15 protein-coding genes are annotated in these 16,647 nt (G+C 70.6%); 3 read left to right on the top strand and 12 right to left on the bottom strand.

Features of this window, described 5'->3' with window-relative positions; all coding sequences use genetic code 11:
• The first annotated feature begins 68 nt into the window (after positions 1-68).
• Positions 69-2,093, top strand: a complete 2,025-nt coding sequence (locus EDD90_RS03955) for an O-antigen ligase family protein (RefSeq protein WP_123971764.1) — start codon at positions 69-71, stop codon at positions 2,091-2,093.
• Complete coding sequence (locus tag EDD90_RS03950) at positions 2,090-2,989, top strand: glycosyltransferase family 2 protein (RefSeq protein WP_123971763.1); 900 nt, start codon at positions 2,090-2,092, stop codon at positions 2,987-2,989. The genes EDD90_RS03955 and EDD90_RS03950 overlap by 4 nt, the downstream gene beginning before the upstream one ends.
• Positions 2,990-3,096: 107 nt before the next feature.
• Here the strand turns inward: EDD90_RS03950 and EDD90_RS03945 are convergent, their stop codons facing one another.
• From EDD90_RS03945 to EDD90_RS03890, 12 genes are all read right to left on the bottom strand, one after another.
• Entirely contained in the window at positions 3,097-4,080 is a 984-nt protein-coding gene (locus tag EDD90_RS03945; protein ID WP_123971762.1) for a class I SAM-dependent methyltransferase, read from the bottom strand.
• Positions 4,074-4,751, bottom strand: coding sequence for a class I SAM-dependent methyltransferase (locus EDD90_RS03940; RefSeq protein WP_123971761.1), 678 nt, complete (start codon positions 4,749-4,751; stop codon positions 4,074-4,076). Before EDD90_RS03940 ends, EDD90_RS03945 begins: the two co-directional genes overlap by 7 nt.
• 43 nt (positions 4,752-4,794) lie before the next feature.
• Positions 4,795-5,595 (bottom strand): glycosyltransferase family 2 protein, encoded by an 801-nt coding sequence (locus EDD90_RS03935; RefSeq protein ID WP_123971760.1) that lies wholly within the window; start codon positions 5,593-5,595, stop codon positions 4,795-4,797.
• 8 nt (positions 5,596-5,603) lie between these two features.
• Complete coding sequence (locus EDD90_RS03930; RefSeq protein ID WP_260327613.1) at positions 5,604-6,713, bottom strand: hypothetical protein; 1,110 nt, start codon at positions 6,711-6,713, stop codon at positions 5,604-5,606.
• Positions 6,714-6,718: 5 nt separating this feature from the next.
• Positions 6,719-8,236 (bottom strand): oligosaccharide flippase family protein, encoded by a 1,518-nt coding sequence (locus tag EDD90_RS03925; protein ID WP_123971758.1) that lies wholly within the window; start codon positions 8,234-8,236, stop codon positions 6,719-6,721.
• Positions 8,199-9,080 (bottom strand): chain length determinant protein, encoded by an 882-nt coding sequence (locus EDD90_RS03920; RefSeq protein ID WP_123971757.1) that lies wholly within the window; start codon positions 9,078-9,080, stop codon positions 8,199-8,201. Before EDD90_RS03920 ends, EDD90_RS03925 begins: the two co-directional genes overlap by 38 nt.
• A gap of 51 nt (positions 9,081-9,131) precedes the next feature.
• The gene (wecB, locus tag EDD90_RS03915) at positions 9,132-10,283 is read right to left on the bottom strand and encodes a non-hydrolyzing UDP-N-acetylglucosamine 2-epimerase (protein ID WP_123971756.1); all 1,152 of its coding nucleotides are present in this window, start codon (positions 10,281-10,283) and stop codon (positions 9,132-9,134) included.
• 3 nt (positions 10,284-10,286) lie between these two features.
• Entirely contained in the window at positions 10,287-11,546 is a 1,260-nt protein-coding gene (locus tag EDD90_RS03910; protein ID WP_123971755.1) for a nucleotide sugar dehydrogenase, read from the bottom strand.
• Complete coding sequence (locus EDD90_RS03905; protein ID WP_123971754.1) at positions 11,546-12,337, bottom strand: WecB/TagA/CpsF family glycosyltransferase; 792 nt, start codon at positions 12,335-12,337, stop codon at positions 11,546-11,548. Before EDD90_RS03905 ends, EDD90_RS03910 begins: the two co-directional genes overlap by 1 nt.
• Positions 12,334-13,503, bottom strand: coding sequence for a hypothetical protein (locus EDD90_RS03900; RefSeq protein ID WP_123971753.1), 1,170 nt, complete (start codon positions 13,501-13,503; stop codon positions 12,334-12,336). The genes EDD90_RS03905 and EDD90_RS03900 overlap by 4 nt, the downstream gene beginning before the upstream one ends.
• Positions 13,504-13,779: 276 nt before the next feature.
• Complete coding sequence (locus EDD90_RS03895; RefSeq protein WP_123971752.1) at positions 13,780-14,379, bottom strand: acyltransferase; 600 nt, start codon at positions 14,377-14,379, stop codon at positions 13,780-13,782.
• A gap of 72 nt (positions 14,380-14,451) precedes the next feature.
• Entirely contained in the window at positions 14,452-15,519 is a 1,068-nt protein-coding gene (locus EDD90_RS03890; protein ID WP_123971751.1) for a glucose-1-phosphate thymidylyltransferase, read from the bottom strand.
• A 327-nt stretch (positions 15,520-15,846) separates the two neighbouring features.
• Here EDD90_RS03890 and EDD90_RS03885 point away from each other — a divergent pair, with 327 nt between their 5' ends.
• Positions 15,847-16,605 carry an IclR family transcriptional regulator gene (locus EDD90_RS03885; protein WP_123971750.1) on the top strand — a complete coding sequence of 253 codons (759 nt, stop codon included), beginning with the start codon at positions 15,847-15,849 and terminating at the stop codon, positions 16,603-16,605.
• The last annotated feature ends 42 nt before the right edge of the window (positions 16,606-16,647 follow it).

Here is a 16,647-nt window from a genome sequence, read left to right as displayed (position 1 = left end):
AGGGATTCCTTCCGTCTTCGTCGATCCTCGCAGGCGCCGGGGCGAACCGCCACCAAAAGGGAGTTCTCATGAGCCTCGCCGACATTTTGGCGATCATGCGCAGGCGTTGGTACTTCATGGTGCCCCTCACCCTGCTCAGTCTGCTCGCGGGCGGATACCTGTACCGCACCATCCCGGTGTCCTACCAGTCGCAGAGCTCCGTCACGCTCCTCGACTCCACCGCGATCGCCGACATGGCGCCGACCTTCGGCAACCCCCTGTCGAACGCGGGCGGTTCGCTGGTCGTCACGGCCGACGTGCTGATCAGAACGCTCCAGTCGAGCGACTCGGCCAAGGAACTGAGCTCCCGCGGCGTCACGGACCAGTACACGGTCGGATTCGCGCCGCAGGCGGACAGCCCGCTGCTCTCCCTGAGCGTCACCGGCACCGACCGGGAGAACGTCCTCCGGGAGACCACCACCCTCACCGACTTCGCCGGGGAGCAGCTGAAGGCACTGCAGGCCGCCTCCAAGGTGCCGAAGGGGTACGTGGTGCAGACGGCGCCGGTCGTCCTGCCGCAGACCCCGGTCTCGCAGTCGAAGAGCCGGTACCAGAACGTCGCCGCGGTCCTCATCGCCGGGATGGTCAGCGCGTTCCTGCTGTCCATCCTCGCCGAGGGCGTCGCGGTGGTCCGCCGCCGGGGCCGCGCCGTCGCCGGATACGTGCCCCGGCGCCACCGCGCCGACCCCCCTGAGCGGCCCAAGGGCCTGCTGGTGCGCCGGCTGGACGCCACGACGATCCTCACCGGCTATCTGGTGCTGGCCTACTTCATCCCGTCGAACCTCACCCTGCCCGCGCTGGGCGGAGTCGGCACCCCCGCCAACGTCTTCGCCCTGCTGGGACTGCTCTGGTACCTCGCGACCTGGCTGGGCGGCCGCGTCCTGCCGGCCGAGGGCACCAGGCTGCCGCGCGTGGTGATGTGCGTGCTCGCCGCGGCGGTCCTGCTGTCCTACCTCGCGGACGCGACCCGGGAGAGCTCGCACGAGGAGGTCCTCGGGGCCGACCGGGGTCTCATCGGGCTCGGCGTGTGGGTGGCGCTCGTCGTGCTGACATCGGCCGGCATCCAGGAGCGCAGCCGGCTGGACACCCTGATGCGCCGGCTCGTCGTCCTGGGCACGGTGGTCGCCCTGATCGGCTACTACGACTTCTTCGCCGCGACCAACATCGCCGACTCCATCCACATCCCCGGACTGCAGTCGAGCACCGCCGGGATCAGCGCCATGGACCGCGGCTCGTTCACCCGGCCGCGCTCCACCACCGCACACCCGCTGGAGTTCGGCGGGATGCTCGCCATCCTGGTCCCCTTCGCCGTCCACCAGGCCTTCGACCCGGTACGCCGGCACGCCGGCGCGCTGCGCCGCTGGGGGCCGGTGGCGATCATGGCGGGCGCGCTGCCGCTGACGGTGTCCCGGACGTCCATCATCGGCGCCTTCATCGTGATCCTGGTGATGGTGCCCCGCTGGAAGCCGCAGCGGCGCTGGGCCGCGATCGGCATCGTCCTGGGCTCGGTGGCCGGCTTCAAGGTGATCATCCCGGGGCTGATCGGAACCATCACCAACCTGTTCGCCACCTTCCTGTCCAACTCCGACAGCAGCACCCAGGCCCGCACCGTGAAGTACAGCGCGATCGTCCCCTACCTCAGCGAACACCCATGGTTCGGGCGGGGGTTCGGCACCTTCACCCCCGACCTGTACTTCTTCACGGACAACCAGTACATGCTGACCCTGGCGGAGATGGGCGCCGCGGGCATGGTCGCGCTGCTCGCCCTGTTCGTCACCGGGATCCACCAGGGCGGTGCCATCCGCCGGCTCGCCCGCACCGAGTCGGACCGGGAACTCGGGCAGGCCTTCCTCGCCTCGGCCCTGGTCGCCCTGGTCATCAGCGCCACCTTCGACGCCCTCAGCTTCCCCATGTACGCCGGGATGTTCTTCCTGACCCTGGGCGCAGGCGGCAGCTACCTCGGCTTCATCCGCCGCGAGGCCGCCGCCCCTGTCCCGGCCCCTCGCCAGGCAACCGAAGACAAGAAGTCGCCCGAACTCGTGGAGTCCCGATGAGCACCGTCGCCGTCATCGTCGTCACCTGGAACAGCGCCTCGGTGCTCGCCGGGTTCCTCGCCGCGCTGCCCGACGGCATGGCAGGTCTCGACTACCGACTGGTCGTCGCGGACAACGACTCCGCCGACGACACCGTCGAGCTGCTCCGGACGCTGGCCCCGGCCGCCACCGTCGTCGAGACCGGCCACAACGCCGGGTACGCGGCCGGGATCAACGCGGCACTGGCCGCGACCGAGGGCTGCGAAACCGTGCTGATCTGCAATCCCGACATCCGGATGCGGCAGGGCTGCGCCAAACGCCTGGTCGACAGCCTCGGGGACGGAGTCGGGATCGCCGTACCTCTCCTCTACGAAGAGGGCAGTGACACACCCCACCACTCACTGCGCCGCGAGTCGAGCGTCCTGCGGGCACTCGGCGAGGCCGTCATCGGCAACACCAGGGCCGGGCGCTTCCCGGCCCTGAGTGAACTCGTCACCGACCCCGCCGCCTACCGGCGGCCCACCCGCGCCGACTGGGCGACCGGCGCGCTGATGGCCGTATCGGGGGACTGCCTGGCCGCCTGCGGCCCGTGGGACGAGTCCTTCTTCCTCTACTCGGAGGAGACCGAGTACTGCCTGCGCGCCCGGGACCGGGGCTACGCCACCCAGCTGGAGCCCACGGCCGAGGCCGTCCACCTGGGAGGCGACTCCCAGGTGTCCCCCCGCCTCTGGACCCTCCTCACCCTCAACCGCGTCCGCCTCTACCGCCGCCGCCACGGCCCCCTGGCAACGGCCGCCTTCCGCACGGCCGTTCTGCTCCGCGAAACCTCACGAGCAGCACTGGGCCGCCCGGCCAGCAGAGCGGCAGCGGCAGCCTTGGCCCGACCGGGCCGGTTGCTCACGACGCCGGGCCCCTGAAGCGCCCCTTCAGGGGCGCGGGGCTGTATCGATATGCGGCTCCGCCGCGTGGGCGCGACCAGCCACGACGCAGCCGCAGCCGGTCGGCGGCAGATCGCGGCACCCCCTTAGTCCGAACTCCGCGGCCTGCACACCATGGCAACGAAGTCGTGCCCCACCTCCGGCAAGGCAGCGTCCTCCACAGCGAAGCACCGCTCCAGGAGCGCCAGCGTCTCCGGCTCCTGGTCACGGAAGTTGTGCGCGATCCCGGAGAACGCGATGTGCAACACCGTCCCCCCGTACGGTCGTTCCTCGACGACGTCGAACTCGCGCCGCAGCCCCGGCAGCAGCGCCGCCGCGTCGACCGCCTCCGACGGGTCGTCCAGCACCATCGACAACCTGCTGGGCCGCACGACGCGGTGCTTGATCCGGCCGTCGGCCAGCCGCCGCCGCTCCTCGGGGAGCTGGGCGAGCAGCATGTTCGCCGCGTCCAGTTGGGCGTCGGTCCACTGGAACCGGGTGGGGCCGACGAACTCGTCGATCACGAACGTCCCGCCGGGCTCGATCAGTTGGGCGAGCCGCGGCAGCGTCTCGTCGAGGTTGTCGAAGTGGTGCAGTGACTGCAGCCCCAGCAGTACGTCGAAGCGCTCACCGTCGGCGGTCATCCGGTTGACGTCGGTGACCCGGAAGCGCAGGACGTCGGCGAGCCCGTCCTCCGCGGCGGCGCGGGTGGCGAAGTCGATCCGCTCCGGCGCGACGTCCACGCCCTCCAGGAGGGAGAACGCGCCGGTCTTCGCCCAGAGCAACTCGTTGCCGCCGGTGCCGCACCCCAGCGACAGACCGCGCAGATCGGTGCGCGGCGCGAAGTGCTTGGCGGCCACGTACTGCGGGAACGACGTGTCCGCATCGCCGGTCATCAACAGGTTCCAGCGCTTGATGACCGCCGGGATCGCCCACCACTCGGTCAGCGACGGGTCGACCTGGGACCAGTGCTGGACCACGCGCGCACCGCCCCGCACCCGCAGCTTGGCCAGCACCGGGTCGAGGTCCAGCTTCCGCACCTTGCGCAGCAGCCGGTCCGCGTCATGTCTGTTGACCAGGTTGTTCAGCATGCCGACTCCGTTCTCACGGCGATGAGCGATTTCGGGGCACCGAGGAACCGCTCGCTGAGGAGCTCCGACCGGGGGAACAGGTAGCGCATCTCGGTGCGGGTCAGCAGCTCGATGTTGATCACGGCGTTCATCGCCGACTCCGGGCTGTCCGGGCGGCTGTGCACGAGTGGCCAGTGCTGTACCAGGCGTGCCCTCGCGGACAGGGGCAGGAACTGGAAGCCGGGTGCCACGAAGTGCGGCTCGACGGGGAAGTAGCGGTACGGCGTCTGGATCCAGTGCAGCGGCGCCAGTTGCTCCACGGCGGCGACGAACTTCTGCCGCTGGCTGTGGCCGCCCACGTGCTCGATGGTCGAGTTGGAGAACACCAGGTCGTAGCCGCCCTTGGCGCTCAGTTCGGCGGCGACCGCCGGGTCGGTGACGTCGGCGTTCTCCGCGGTGATCCAGTCGGGCAGCTCGGCGGGGTGTGCCTCCAGGTTGATCAGGTGGACGTGTTTGGCGCGCACCGGCGCCCGCAGCCACATCTCGGCCGTGCCGCCCAGGTCCACCACGCTCATGTTCTCGATGCCGGGGAAGCAGCGCCGGAACCGTTCCCAGCGGGCGATGCGGAGTCGTTCGCCGAGCGAGCCCGGAGCGTCGACGAATTTGTTCCTGAGGGCGCGGGATCGTGGCACGGGATCAACCACCTGTGGTCGGAGCGGAAGGGAAGCTGAGCCCTCAACTGGGCTGTCGCCATTGGGTGTAGAAGCTGGCCGGGTTCATCAGGTACCGGACCGTGGGGTGCGGCACGTGCAGCACCCGGTGCGTGCGGCCATACCGGCGGATCAGCTCCCAGTCCTCCCGGGGCAGCACCTCCGGGGTCCGGCGCAGACGGCTGAAGTGCAGGGAGCGGGTACGGCGGGCGACGAAGGCGTTGGTGTCCAGGAAGGCTTCGCGGGCGGCGCGGCGCCGGTCGTAGGGCACCGACAGGACGTCGTTCTCGCTGCCGTCGGGCAGGACGCGGCGCAGCGCCGTGTAGACGCCGTCGGGTCCGCCGGGGGACTCCAGGACCGCCAACGCCCGTGCCAGATGGTCGGGTTCCCACAGGTTGTCGTCGTCCAGGAACGCCACGTACGTCGAGCGGGTGAGGCGGATGCCCACGTTGCGCACGACGCCCGCCACACCGGTGTTGCTCGCGAGCGAGACGGCGAACAGCCGCGGGTCGGCGGGGAGTCCGGGCAGTCCGGCGCCGTCGTCGACCACGATGACGACCTGGTCGCGGACGGTCTGGTCCAGGGCCGAGCGCACCGCGGCACACAGCGCCTCGGGACGCCGGTGAGTGGCGATCACCGTGGCGACCAGCGCCGTGGGTGGCGACTTCAGGCCGGCGGCCAGCCGTCGGGCCTCGGCGTTCTCGGTCCGGCGCAGCCGCACCGCCGTCGGGGCCAGCAGGACCTTGTTCCTGGCCTCGAAGAGCACCAGCCAGCCGAACAACGCCTTGAGCACCGTCCAGGGCGCCCGCGCGACACGGCGCGTCATGCCGCCGCTCACGAGGACGGCTCCGGGGTGATCGGGCGGCCGTCGGACATCCGGTTGTTCCGCCACTCGTTCCCGGCGCCCCCGGCGTTCCAGTGGGCGACCACGCCGTAGCCGCCGGAGGCGGGGTGGTACTGCGACGAGAAGACGTTGTTCGTGACCTTGATGTCGGTGGCGCCCGTGTCACCGCCGTAGAGGGCGTAGGCGCCGCCGGCTATCCAGTTGCCGTCGACGGTGACGTTGCGGACGACACCGGTGTCCGCGAACAGGCCGATGCTTCCCGAGGCCCCCTGCTTGAGGCTCGTCGGGTTCAGCAGCGTGTTGTGGCGGATGATCAGCTGCCCGGTGTTGCCGCCGCCGCTGATCACCGCGTTGGTGTGCTGCCACTCGCCGCCCTGGTTGACGAACGGGACGATGTCGTGGACGTAGTTGTCGTGGATGATCCCCTGGCCCATGGACAGGGCGTCGCCGAACACGGAGACGTCGCACCAGCCCACCTCGACGGAACTGCCCCCCATGTTCGACACCGCGTAGTCCACCCCGCCGTTGTCCGGTCCCTTGCCGGGCACGGCGGTGATGGTGGAGTGCAGGACCCGCAGCCCGTGGTAGCCGGCGCGCAGGTTGACGCCCCACCAGCTGTCCGAGGTGATCTTCGTGTCGATCACGGTGACGTCGTTCGCGTAGATGTCGAGCGAGCCGGTGATGTCCCAGCCCCGGATGACCGTCCCGTCGGTACGGACGGCCAGGTAGCCGGTCTTGTGGGGCTTGAGCGGGATACGGGGGCCGGTGGTGCGGGTGTCGGGGAAGCCGCAGGCGCCGGGCGAGGTGCAGGCGGCCCGGGACGAGGGTTTCCCGGACGTGCTGCTCGTGCCGCCGGCCGTCGCGGTGGGCTGCGCCGTCGTGGACGAGGTGGCGGAGGGGGTCGCCGTCGTCTCGCCGGGCGTGGTCGGCGGATCGCTGCCCGTGGGCGCCGAGGACCCGCTCGCGGGGCAGGTCAGCGCGGAGTCCGGGCAGTCCGGCAGCGCGGACTTGTCCGACCCCGAGCAGGCCGTCCCCAGGACCGCCAGCAGGGCGGCGAGCAGCGGCCACACGAGCGCGCTCCGGCCGGTACGCCGTGACATCGGGCTCACCTCATGTCCTGTCGGCCGACGCCCCGCAGGAAGTCGAGGCTGGGCAGCACGCACACCACGTATCCGGCCAGGGCCACGGTGGTGATGGCGAGGAGCGCGAGCCGCCCGTCGCCGAGCAGGCGCTCCATACCGAGGATGACGACGGCCATCACGGCCCCGCCGAGGAACGGCCACGCGCAGGCCCGTGCGATCCGGCCGAGGCCGATGCCGCCACGGCGGAGGGCGATCAGGAAGACCGGCACCACCAGACCGCCGGCGACCAGGACATGGCCCTGGGACACTCCCACGATCCCGTTCAGACGGGCGGCGAGGAGAAGCACCGGGACCAGGGCCACCAGCCACAGGCCCTGCACCAGGAAGAGCGAGCGGCGCTGTCCTACCGCGACCAGGCAGTCGTAGGCGAGTTCACTGCCGATCCGGATCAGGCCGAGAGCCATCAGCCAGGGCAGCGCCGCGGCGGCGGGGGTCCACTGGCTGCCGTAGATCAGCCGGATGGCCGGCTCCGCGAGACCGGCCAGCAGCACGCACAGCGGGACGGTGCCGGTGATCACCACACCCAGGGCACGGCTGAAACCCTGGGCGAGCGCCTGCGGTGAGGCGGCCAGCCGGGAGAACCCGGCGAAGGAGACCCGGCGGGCGGCCTCGGAGATGATCCGCACGGGCCAGCCGGAGATGTTGAAGGCGAGCACGTAGAACCCCAGCGCGACGTTGCCGAGCGTCGCGCCCACCACCATCGTGTCGACGTTGACCACCGCGAGGGCCAGCATGCTCGCCCCCGCCAGCGGCAGCCCGAACCTCAGCAGCGCCCGGGCCTGCCCGGGGTCCCAGCCGAACTTCAGGGTGCCCGGGGCCGCCAGCGCGCAGCCGATCAGCGTGACGACGTTCCCGACGACCGCGCCCCAGGCGAAGCTCATCGCGCCCCGGCCCTCGAAGGCCAGTACCAGCGTCACCGCCGTGCCGAGCACGAAGTTGAGCCCGTCGATGACCATCCGCCTGCCCTGGGCGAACTCACGGGTGAGAAAGCCGCCGGGGACCTGCGCCACCCCGTCGATCACCACGCACAGACACATCACCCGCAGGACGTTCGCGGCGTCGGGCGAGCCGAGCAGGCCGGCCACCGTCGGCGCGGCAGCGAACAGCGCCACGTACAGCAGACCGCTGGAGAGGGTGCTGAGGGTCAGCACGGTCGGCGCGAACCGCCGTGCGTCCCCCTCCCAGCGCACGATGGCCAGGCCCACGCCCAGCTCGTTCGCGGACAGCAGGACGAGCAGCACGGTCTGGGCGATGCCGTACACGCCCCATTCCGCGGGGCCCAGGGCGAAACGCGCCAGCACGATGCCGGTCGCGAAGTTGCCCAGGCGCAGGACGACGGTGTTGATCAGACTCCACCGGGCCGCGGAACGCACCTTGCGGCCGAGGGAGGAGGGAGCAGCGGGAGGTACTACGGGGTCGGGAGGAGCGGGTGCGTCGCTCGTCTCACCGGTCCCGCTGTCCGGTGCGCGGGCGATGTCCATGAGTCGACTCCTCGTCGAGCGGCTCTGCGGCGGATGCCACGGCCATGGCGTGCCGTGGTGCGTCGGGCTCTGCGGCGGCGGCCCCGGCCCCGGAGGACTGCGACCAGCGGGGCGGCTGCCGGAGGGCGAGCGTCTCCTCCACGACCGATTCCCCGGCCGAGCGGACGGGGCCGGCCGCCTCTGCCGGCTCCGCCTCGGCCTCCTCCGCCGGTCCGGCGGGCCCGGCGGCCGGCTCGGGCGTGTGCGCGGACCTCTTGCGGGCCTCGACGTAGAAGGCCGCGGCCAGGGTGAGCACCAGCCCGAGGCCCCCCGCCATGATCATGTACTCGAGCCGGGTCTTGGTCTGTGCCACCGGGTTCTGCGGCGGCACGATCGTCGTCATCCGGATCATGGCCTTCGGTGCGACGGACTGCTCCTTCTGGAACTGGTCCAGCCGTTCCTTGGCGTACGCGGTCAGGGTCTTGTCCGAGGACAGGACGGAGGCCTTGTCGGTGCCGGTGACGGTGAGCCACATCAGCGGCCCCTGCGCGTTGTCGGCGAGCTTGGCCGCGAACGTGCCCTTGGCGCCACGGGCCTTGAGATCCCGCAGCGAGTCGTCCGAGTTCAGGTTGCGGGCCAGGCTGTCGGCCATGCCGGTGAGCGAGGTCTGGGTGCTGAGGAAGGGATTGCCGTCGTAAGCCTGGGTGGCCTTCTGGGAGTTCAGCAGCACCACCGTGCTCTGCGACTGGTAGGTGACCGGGACCAGCACGATCACGGCGGCGATCAGGCCGGCGGTCAGCAGCAGTCCCGGCAACAGCACGTACCAGCGCCTGCGCATGACCCGGAAGATCTCAGCGAGATCCATGACGGTCCCCCCTCGCGACCAAACGTTCGACGAGCATAAGTTGCAAGCGGATCATATGGGGAACGTTCGGTCCTCGGTGGGCTGAGTGGTGGACTGGTCCGTGGGCTGGTCGGTCGGTCTCGGCCGGGTGCTCGCGGTGCCTCCCGCCAGCAGCACCTCGGCGATACGGTCGCTCGCGCGGCCGTCCCAGAGGTCGGGCCGGCGTGGGGCGGGCGGCCGGTCCAGTACCGCGTTCACGGTGGCGGTGATCCGCGCCGGATCCCGCCCCGCCAGCACGTTCGTGCCCTGCTCCACGGTGACGGGCCGTTCGGTGTTGTCCCGCAGGGTCACGCACGGCACGCCCAGCGCGGTGGTCTCCTCCTGCACCCCGCCGGAGTCGGTGAGCACGACGCGCGCGGAGTCCTGCAGGGCGATGAAGTCCAGATAACCTGCGGGCGGTACGAGCCGGACGCCCCCGGGGACGCCGATCTCGGCCAGCCGTCCGGCCGCGCGCGGATGCACGGGCAGCACGAGCGGAAGGCGGCCGGCGATCTCGCCCAGGGCCTTGAGCAGTCCGGTGAGGACCTCCGGGTCGTCCACGTTGGCGGGCCGGTGCAGCGTGACCAGACCGAACTCGCCCTTGGCCAGGCCGAATCGGCCCAGGACGTCCGAGGCCCGGGCCCGCTCCAGGTTGGCCAGCAGCGTGTCGATCATGACGTTGCCGACCAGGTGGATCTGGTCCTCCCGGTACCCCTCCGCGCGCAGGTTGTCGACGGCGTCGGGGGAGGGGGCCAGCAGATAGTCGCTGACCCGGTCGGTGGCGACCCGGTTGACCTCCTCCGGCATGCTCCAGTCGCGGCTGCGCAGCCCGGCCTCCACATGGGCCAGCAGCGGCCCGGCCTTGGCGGTCACCAGGGCGCAGGCCAGCGTGGAGTTGATGTCGCCGACCACGACCACCACGTCCGGGGACACCTCGTCGAGGAGCGGCTCGAACGCGGTCATCACGCGTCCGGTCTGCTCGGCGTGGCTGCCGGAGCCGACCCCGAGGAAGCGGTCCGGCGGGCGGATGCCGAGGTCGGCGAAGAACACGTCGTTCATCGCCGGGTCGTAGTGCTGGCCGGTGTGGACGAGGAGCACCTCGGCGCCGCGGCGCTCCAGGGCGTCCATCACCGGTTTGATCTTCATGTAGTTGGGGCGTGCCCCGGCCACACAGACGACTCGCATGGTTCAGAGCACCTCGATGGTGGGTCCGGACGGCAGCCGGCGGCGGCAGTCCAGGACGAAGGGGGCGTGTTCGGCGACGAGTTCGTAGTCGAAGCCGTCGTGGTCGGTGAGCAGGACCACCACGTCGGCGTCCGCCAGCTCCCGCTGCGTCGGTTCGACCCGCACCAGCCGGGAGTCCACCGGCAGGCTCTCGACGACGTGCGGGTCGGCCGCCCTGACCTGGGCGCCCATGTCGAGCAGCAGTTGGGAGATGCGCAGGGCGGGCGACTCACGGGCGTCGCCGGTGTTCTTCTTGTACGCCAGACCGAGCAGCAGGATCCGGGAGCCGTTCACGGAACGGCGCCGCTCGTTGAACAGGTCGCTGATCCGGCGTGTCACGTACTCGGGCATGTGGCTGTTGATGTCGTTGGCCAGCTCCACGAACCGGAAGCTCTGGCCGAGTTCGCGCTGCACCCGCCAGGACAGGTACGAGGGGTCGATCGGCAGGCAGTGGCCGCCGACGCCCGGTCCGGGCGTGAACTTCATGAAGCCGAAGGGCTTGGAGGAGGCGGCGTCGATGGCCTGCCAGACGTCGATGTCCAGGTGGTGGGCGAACATCGCGATCTCGTTGACCAGCGCGATGTTCACATGCCGGAAGGTGTTCTCCAGCAGCTTGGCGAGCTCGGCCTCCTTGGGCGAGCTCACCGGCACGGTGGTGTCGACGAGTTGGGCGTAGAAGCTCTGAACGGCCTTCAGGGAGGCCTCGTTGACGCCGGAGACGACCTTCGGGGTCTCCTTGAAGCCCCACACCGTGTTGCCCGGGTCGATCCGCTCCGGGCTGTAGCCGAGGTGGAAGTCCGAGCCCGCGGTGAGGCCCGAGCCCTCTTCCAGGATCGGCGCGAACAGCTCCTGGGTGGTGCCGGGATAGGTCGTCGACTCCAGGACGACCGTGGCTCCCGGGCGCAGGTAGCGGGCGAGGGTGACCGCCGACTCCCTGATGTAGCGGAGGTCGGGGGTGCCCTCGTGCAGCGGGGTGGGGACGGTCACCACGGCCACGTCGAAACCGCCGCAGTCGCGGGCCGATTCGGTCGGGCGGTACGAGCCGTTGTCCAGCGCCGCCCGGATCCGCTCGGAGGAGACGTCCTCGACGAAGGACTCACCGGCGGCGAGGCTCTTGATCCGCCGGGTGTCGACGTCGTAGCCGATCACCTCGTGCCCGACCTCGGCGGCGCGAATCGCCAGCGGCAGGCCGACATATCCCTGTCCGACCACGACGACGCGCATCAGCGGCTCCTGTTCGTGGAAGCGGTCGACGCAGAGGAAGCGGCGGCCGACGGGGTGGGCCGGACGAACTCGCGCGCCGTCATGAGAAGGAAGGAGGCGTTGGTGGTGAGGTAACGGCGGCCCAGGCGGCGCGGCTCCTGCAGCGCGCGGTAGAGCCACTCCAGACCCAGCCGCTGCCAGGATTCGGGGGCCCGCTTGGTGACACCGGCCAGGATGTCGAAGGAGCCGCCGACGCCGTGCACGACCGAGGCGCCGGTGCGGGTGCCGTAGGCGGCGGTGAAGATCTCCTTCTTCGGCGAGGTCATGCCGAGGAACAGCATCTGCGCGCCGCTCCGGGCGATACCGTCGGCGATCTCCGCCTGCTCGGAGTCGTCGAAGTAGCCGTTCCGGCTGCCGGCCACCTTCAGACCGGGGAAGCGGTCGGCCACCCGCAGCAGCATCCGCTCCAGCACCTCCTCCTCGGCGCCGAGGAAGTACACCGGGATGCCGGAGGTCTCCGCCTCGGCCAGCAGCCGCAGGAACAGGTCGATCCCCGCGACCCGTTCCGGCAGCGGGGCGCGCAGCACGCGGCCCGCCCAGACCACGGCCTGCCCGTCGGCGAGGACCAGATCACAGCCGGACACGGCCTTGGCGAGCCGGTCGTCCCGCCGCATGTTCACCAGCTTCGCGGCGTTGACCACACCGATCTCCAGCGGGCTGCCGTCCCGCACCGCCGCCAGGCAGCGCGCCACGGTCTCGTCCATGGTCAGCGGGTCCAGCTCGACCCCGAACAGCGTCTGTCTTCCGGTCATTTCCGGCCCCCCTGCCAGGCGTAGAGCATCCAGCCGAACTCGTACGGCCGGCATTCGCGGTCCACGGACAGCGGGCGGTACACCCGGTCCAGGGCCGTCAGCCGCAGGCCCGGCGCGACCCGGGTGGACAGACCCCGGGCGGCGCGTACGGCCTTCTTCGGGTCGCCCCGGTAGACCTTGCGCCAGGTGGCGCCGAGTTCGTCGAGGACCATCGGTTCGCGGTGCTCCGAGCCCGCCAGTTCGGGTACGTCCGTCATCCAGCGCAGGCCCCGGCGGATCGCCGCGCCGAAGCCGCTGCCGCCGGCGTCGGCGAGGTCGAACAGGGCGGTCGGCGCCATCGCGTGCTGGTGGACGCTGTAGACGGGGTAGCCCTCCACGACACCGCCGGTGCGCGCGTCGTAGTGCCACCACCACTGCCCGCCGTCGCCCTGCAGCTCGCAGATGCGGGCCGCGCACGCCTCCGCCGCGGCCAGCGCCTCCGGATCGCCCTCACCGTCGCCGCTGGCATGGGCGCGGGCCAGGGCCTGGAGCGGGTACGTCTGGTCGGCGAAGCAGCTGACATGGGCCCGGTACCAGGACACCAGGCCCGGTCCGGTCGCGTGCGGGAACAGCGGGCTGTCGCCGATCCGGGCCCGCAGAAGCCGGTCGCGCGCTGCGGTGAAACGTCTCTCCACATCGACCGTGGAGCGGGCCGCCGCAAGGGCGGACAGCACCCAGGCGGCCTCGACCGTGTACTGCGGCCGGCCCGGCACGTCCAGCGCCTCGACCCGTCCGAGGGCGTCGGAGAGTTTGGGGTGTTCGGTCTCGGCGGCGGCCCAGGCGATCAGCGCCGCGTCCCCGAGGTTGGTCACCGCGGGCAGCGACTCGACCAGGAGTCCCGCGAACTCCTGTGCCGTGTGCCCGCCGAGCACCGCGCGCTGGCGGTCCTCGGGCAGGTACTGGGCGCCCAGCACGGTGATGGCCGCGTAGCGGGTGCTGATCCCGCGCCGCTCCAGGGTCCAGGAGCCGTCGGGTTCCTGGTGCCCGGCCATGGTGAAGGCGAAGGCCTCGCCACCCGGGAGCAGCATCGACGGCAGCCCCGACTCGGCTACCGCGAGGAGCCGTTGGGCCAGCGCGAACAGCGGCGGGTCCTCATGACCGAGCGCCGCCAGACGTGTGGTGGTCATCGTTTGGGCACACCAACCCCCCTGTGGGTCCTTTTCGTGCGCAGACTTGAGAGCGCCGCGGCGCCGACGGCCGGGCGGAACAGATCAAGGCAGAAGTCAGCCGTCGGAGCGGGTGTCGCTCCTGGCTGCAGGCATAGGTGTCCCCACCACCCGTAACCCCCCCTGGGCACTCATGGCTTGTGTGCTCATTGTGCTTGGTCTGCACAGTTCGCGCACATGTTATGCCTGCAGATGTTCGAGGAATTGCCTTTTGAGGGAAACAGCTGAAAACAGCTGTCATGCGTGTTCGGTGAGTTCCCCGTCCTTCTCGTCGTACAGCGCGCCCGTCTCGGGGCACTCCCACGCGCCCGGCTCGCCCTCCCGCTCGACCAGGCGTACGCCGGCCCGCCCCACCCAGCCGATCCGGCGCGCCGGCACACCGGCCACGAGCGCGAAGTCCGGCACGTCCCGGGTCACCACGGCACCCGCGGCGACCAGCGCCCAGCGGCCGACGCGCACCGGCGCCACACACACCGAACGGGCGCCCAGCGAGGCACCCTCGGCGACCACCACGGCCACGGCCTCCCAGTCGCCGCCGCGCTTCAGCTTGCCCTGCGGATCCACCGAGCGCGGGAAGTAGTCGTTGGTGAGTACCGCCGCCGGGCCGACGAACACCCCGTCACCGAGCACCGCGGGTTCGTAGACCAGAGCGTAGTTCTGGAGCTTGACGTTGTCGCCGATCCGCACCCCCGGGCCGACATAGGCTCCCCGGCCCACGATGCAGGCGCTGCCGAGCCGGGCGTCCTCCCGGATCTGGGCCAGGTCCCAGACCGTCGTACCGTCACCGATCGTGGCCGTCCCGTCGACCTGGGCGGTCGGCTGCACCTTGAAGTTCACCGTGTGAAACCTTTCTTCTCGTCATTCGTCCCGTCCGTGTCGTGCCCCACGATCAGTGCGCCGCACGTTTCCTCATGACGCGATCTGCACCTTGCTGTGGTCGCCGAGGACGAACCGGTGGGCGGCGGGCTTGCGGGGCGCGGGAGTGACCTCGACGTTGCGGCCGATGAGGGAGGCCTCCACCCGCCGGACACCGCTCATCGAGGAGTCGCGCAACATGATCGAGTACTCGATCTCGCTGTCCTCGATACGGCAGTCGCCGGCGATCGACGTGAACGGGCCGACGTACGAGTCGGTGATCACGGTGTTGGCGCCGACGACCACCGGACCGACGATCCGGCTGCCGGTCACCTTCGCCCCGGGCTCGATCCGTACTCGGCCGATGATCTCGCTGTCGTCGTCCACCGTGCCGTCGATCCGGCGCTCCAGGGACTCCAGCACCGAGCGGTTGACCTCCAGCATGTCGGTGACGTTCCCGGTGTCCTTCCAGTACCCGGAGATCGTCGTGGACCGCACATCGCGTCCGGCGTCGATCAGCCACTGGATGGCGTCCGTGATCTCCAGCTCACCACGCCCGGACGGCTCGATCGCGCGTACGGCCTCATGGATGACCGGGCTGAACAGATACACGCCCACCAGCGCCAGTTCGCTCTTGGGGCGGGCGGGCTTCTCCTCCAGGCCGATCACCCGGCCCGCCGTGTCCAGTTCGGCCACGCCGAACGCGGTCGGGTTCGGCACCTTGGTCAACAGGATCCGGGCGTGCGGCCGTTCGGAGCGGAACGCGTCGACCAGCGCCGTGATGCCACCGACGACGAAGTTGTCACCGAGGTACATCACGAAGTCGTCGTCGCCCAGGAACTCACGGGCGATCAGCACCGCATGGGCCAGCCCCAGAGGTGCTGCCTGCGAAATGTAGGTGACGTCGAGACCGAACGCGGAACCGTCGCCGACCGCCTCCCGGATCTCCCCGGCGGTGTCCCCGACGACGATCCCGACCTCGGTGACGCCCGCCTCGGCGATCGCCTCCAGACCGTAGAACAGCACCGGCTTGTTCGCGACGGGTACGAGTTGCTTCGCCGAGGTATGGGTTATGGGGCGCAATCGGGTACCTGAGCCACCAGACAACAAAAGTGCCTTCATGCGCATCACCCTACTTATGCCGGACGCACAGGCGGGCCGATTCCGTGGACCGGGACGGTCGGCCTGCCCTGTCTGTCGTGGGCGGCCACGGCGGACCGGTGGAAAGGAACGTCGGACCGGTGGAAAGGAACGTCGGACCGGTGGAAAGGAATGACGGACCGGTGGAAATGAGGCGAGCGGAGAAAATCGCCACTGTGGCCACGAGGTGAAGAGGGGGCAGGGTGAGGCGGTGAGGAGGTTTTGCCCGGGGGCCGCGGATGCGCCTTCCGGGGAGACGTACGAGCCGTGCGTCTTGCCCGTACCGGATGTCCGGCGCACGCTGGTGGCATGAGCGTTCACGAGAGCCCCACGCTCATCATGTCCGTGCAGCGTGCCTTCCGTCTGCTGGAGGCGGTGAGCGCGCACGAGAACGGCGCGCCGGCGAAGCTGCTCGCCCGTGAGACCGGGCTGCCCCTGGCGACCGCCTACCACCTGCTGCGGACGCTGGTCCACGACGGATACCTGCGGAAACTGGACGACGGCGGCTTCGTCCTCGGCGATAAGCTGCAGACGCTGCACACCGCGGGCCAGGCACAGGCGCTGCTCAGCCGGGTCCGGCCCACCCTCGTCGCACTGCGCGACGAGCTGGCCACCGCCACCTACCTCACCTTCTACGAGGGGGGCGAGATCAGCGTCGCCGAGATCGTCGACGGCCCCCGTACGCCCCGGGTCGACCTCTGGGTGGGATTCGAGGACGCGGGACACGCCACCGCGCTCGGCAAGTCCGTGCTGCGCGAACTGGACGAGGACGCCCGCCGCGACTACCTCTCCCGGCACCACCTCGCCGACCTGACGCCACGGACCATCACCAACCTCCAGGAACTGCTCCGCAGGCTCGACTCCTCCCCGCTGGCCCCGGCGGTCACGGACCTCGAGGAGTACTCGCTCGGCACGGTGTGCGTCGCCGTGCCCATCTACCGCGGTGACGTCCTCGGCTCGCTGGGTGTCTCCCTCCCGGTGGAACGGATCTCCCGGCTCCAGGAGATCCGGGACCGGCTGATCCCCACCGCCGACCGCGTCACCAGAGGCCTCTCGCTCACTATCTGAAAATCCGCTCCTTGTGGCGTACTGACCGAACCCCGTTTCCTG

Source organism: Streptomyces sp. Ag109_O5-1, assembly GCF_003814875.1.
GTDB classification, from domain to species: Bacteria; Actinomycetota; Actinomycetes; order Streptomycetales; family Streptomycetaceae; genus Streptomyces; species Streptomyces sasae.
This window is presented reverse-complemented; position numbering and strand designations above follow the sequence as displayed.

Coding starts and splice junctions, on each gene's coding strand:
- EDD90_RS03885 (WP_123971750.1), top strand. CDS start 15,847: ATGAGCGTTCACGAGAGCCCCACGCTCATCATGTCCGTGCAGCGTGCC.
- EDD90_RS03910 (WP_123971755.1), bottom strand. CDS start 11,546: ATGCGCGTCGTCGTGGTCGGACAGGGATATGTCGGCCTGCCGCTGGCG.
- EDD90_RS03935 (WP_123971760.1), bottom strand. CDS start 5,595: ATGACGCGCCGTGTCGCGCGGGCGCCCTGGACGGTGCTCAAGGCGTTG.
- EDD90_RS03920 (WP_123971757.1), bottom strand. CDS start 9,080: ATGGATCTCGCTGAGATCTTCCGGGTCATGCGCAGGCGCTGGTACGTG.
- EDD90_RS03950 (WP_123971763.1), top strand. CDS start 2,090: ATGAGCACCGTCGCCGTCATCGTCGTCACCTGGAACAGCGCCTCGGTG.
- wecB (WP_123971756.1), bottom strand. CDS start 10,283: ATGCGAGTCGTCTGTGTGGCCGGGGCACGCCCCAACTACATGAAGATC.
- EDD90_RS03945 (WP_123971762.1), bottom strand. CDS start 4,080: ATGCTGAACAACCTGGTCAACAGACATGACGCGGACCGGCTGCTGCGC.
- EDD90_RS03890 (WP_123971751.1), bottom strand. CDS start 15,519: ATGAAGGCACTTTTGTTGTCTGGTGGCTCAGGTACCCGATTGCGCCCC.
- EDD90_RS03905 (WP_123971754.1), bottom strand. CDS start 12,337: ATGACCGGAAGACAGACGCTGTTCGGGGTCGAGCTGGACCCGCTGACC.
- EDD90_RS03955 (WP_123971764.1), top strand. CDS start 69: ATGAGCCTCGCCGACATTTTGGCGATCATGCGCAGGCGTTGGTACTTC.
- EDD90_RS03930 (WP_260327613.1), bottom strand. CDS start 6,713: ATGTCACGGCGTACCGGCCGGAGCGCGCTCGTGTGGCCGCTGCTCGCC.
- EDD90_RS03900 (WP_123971753.1), bottom strand. CDS start 13,503: ATGACCACCACACGTCTGGCGGCGCTCGGTCATGAGGACCCGCCGCTG.
- EDD90_RS03925 (WP_123971758.1), bottom strand. CDS start 8,236: ATGGACATCGCCCGCGCACCGGACAGCGGGACCGGTGAGACGAGCGAC.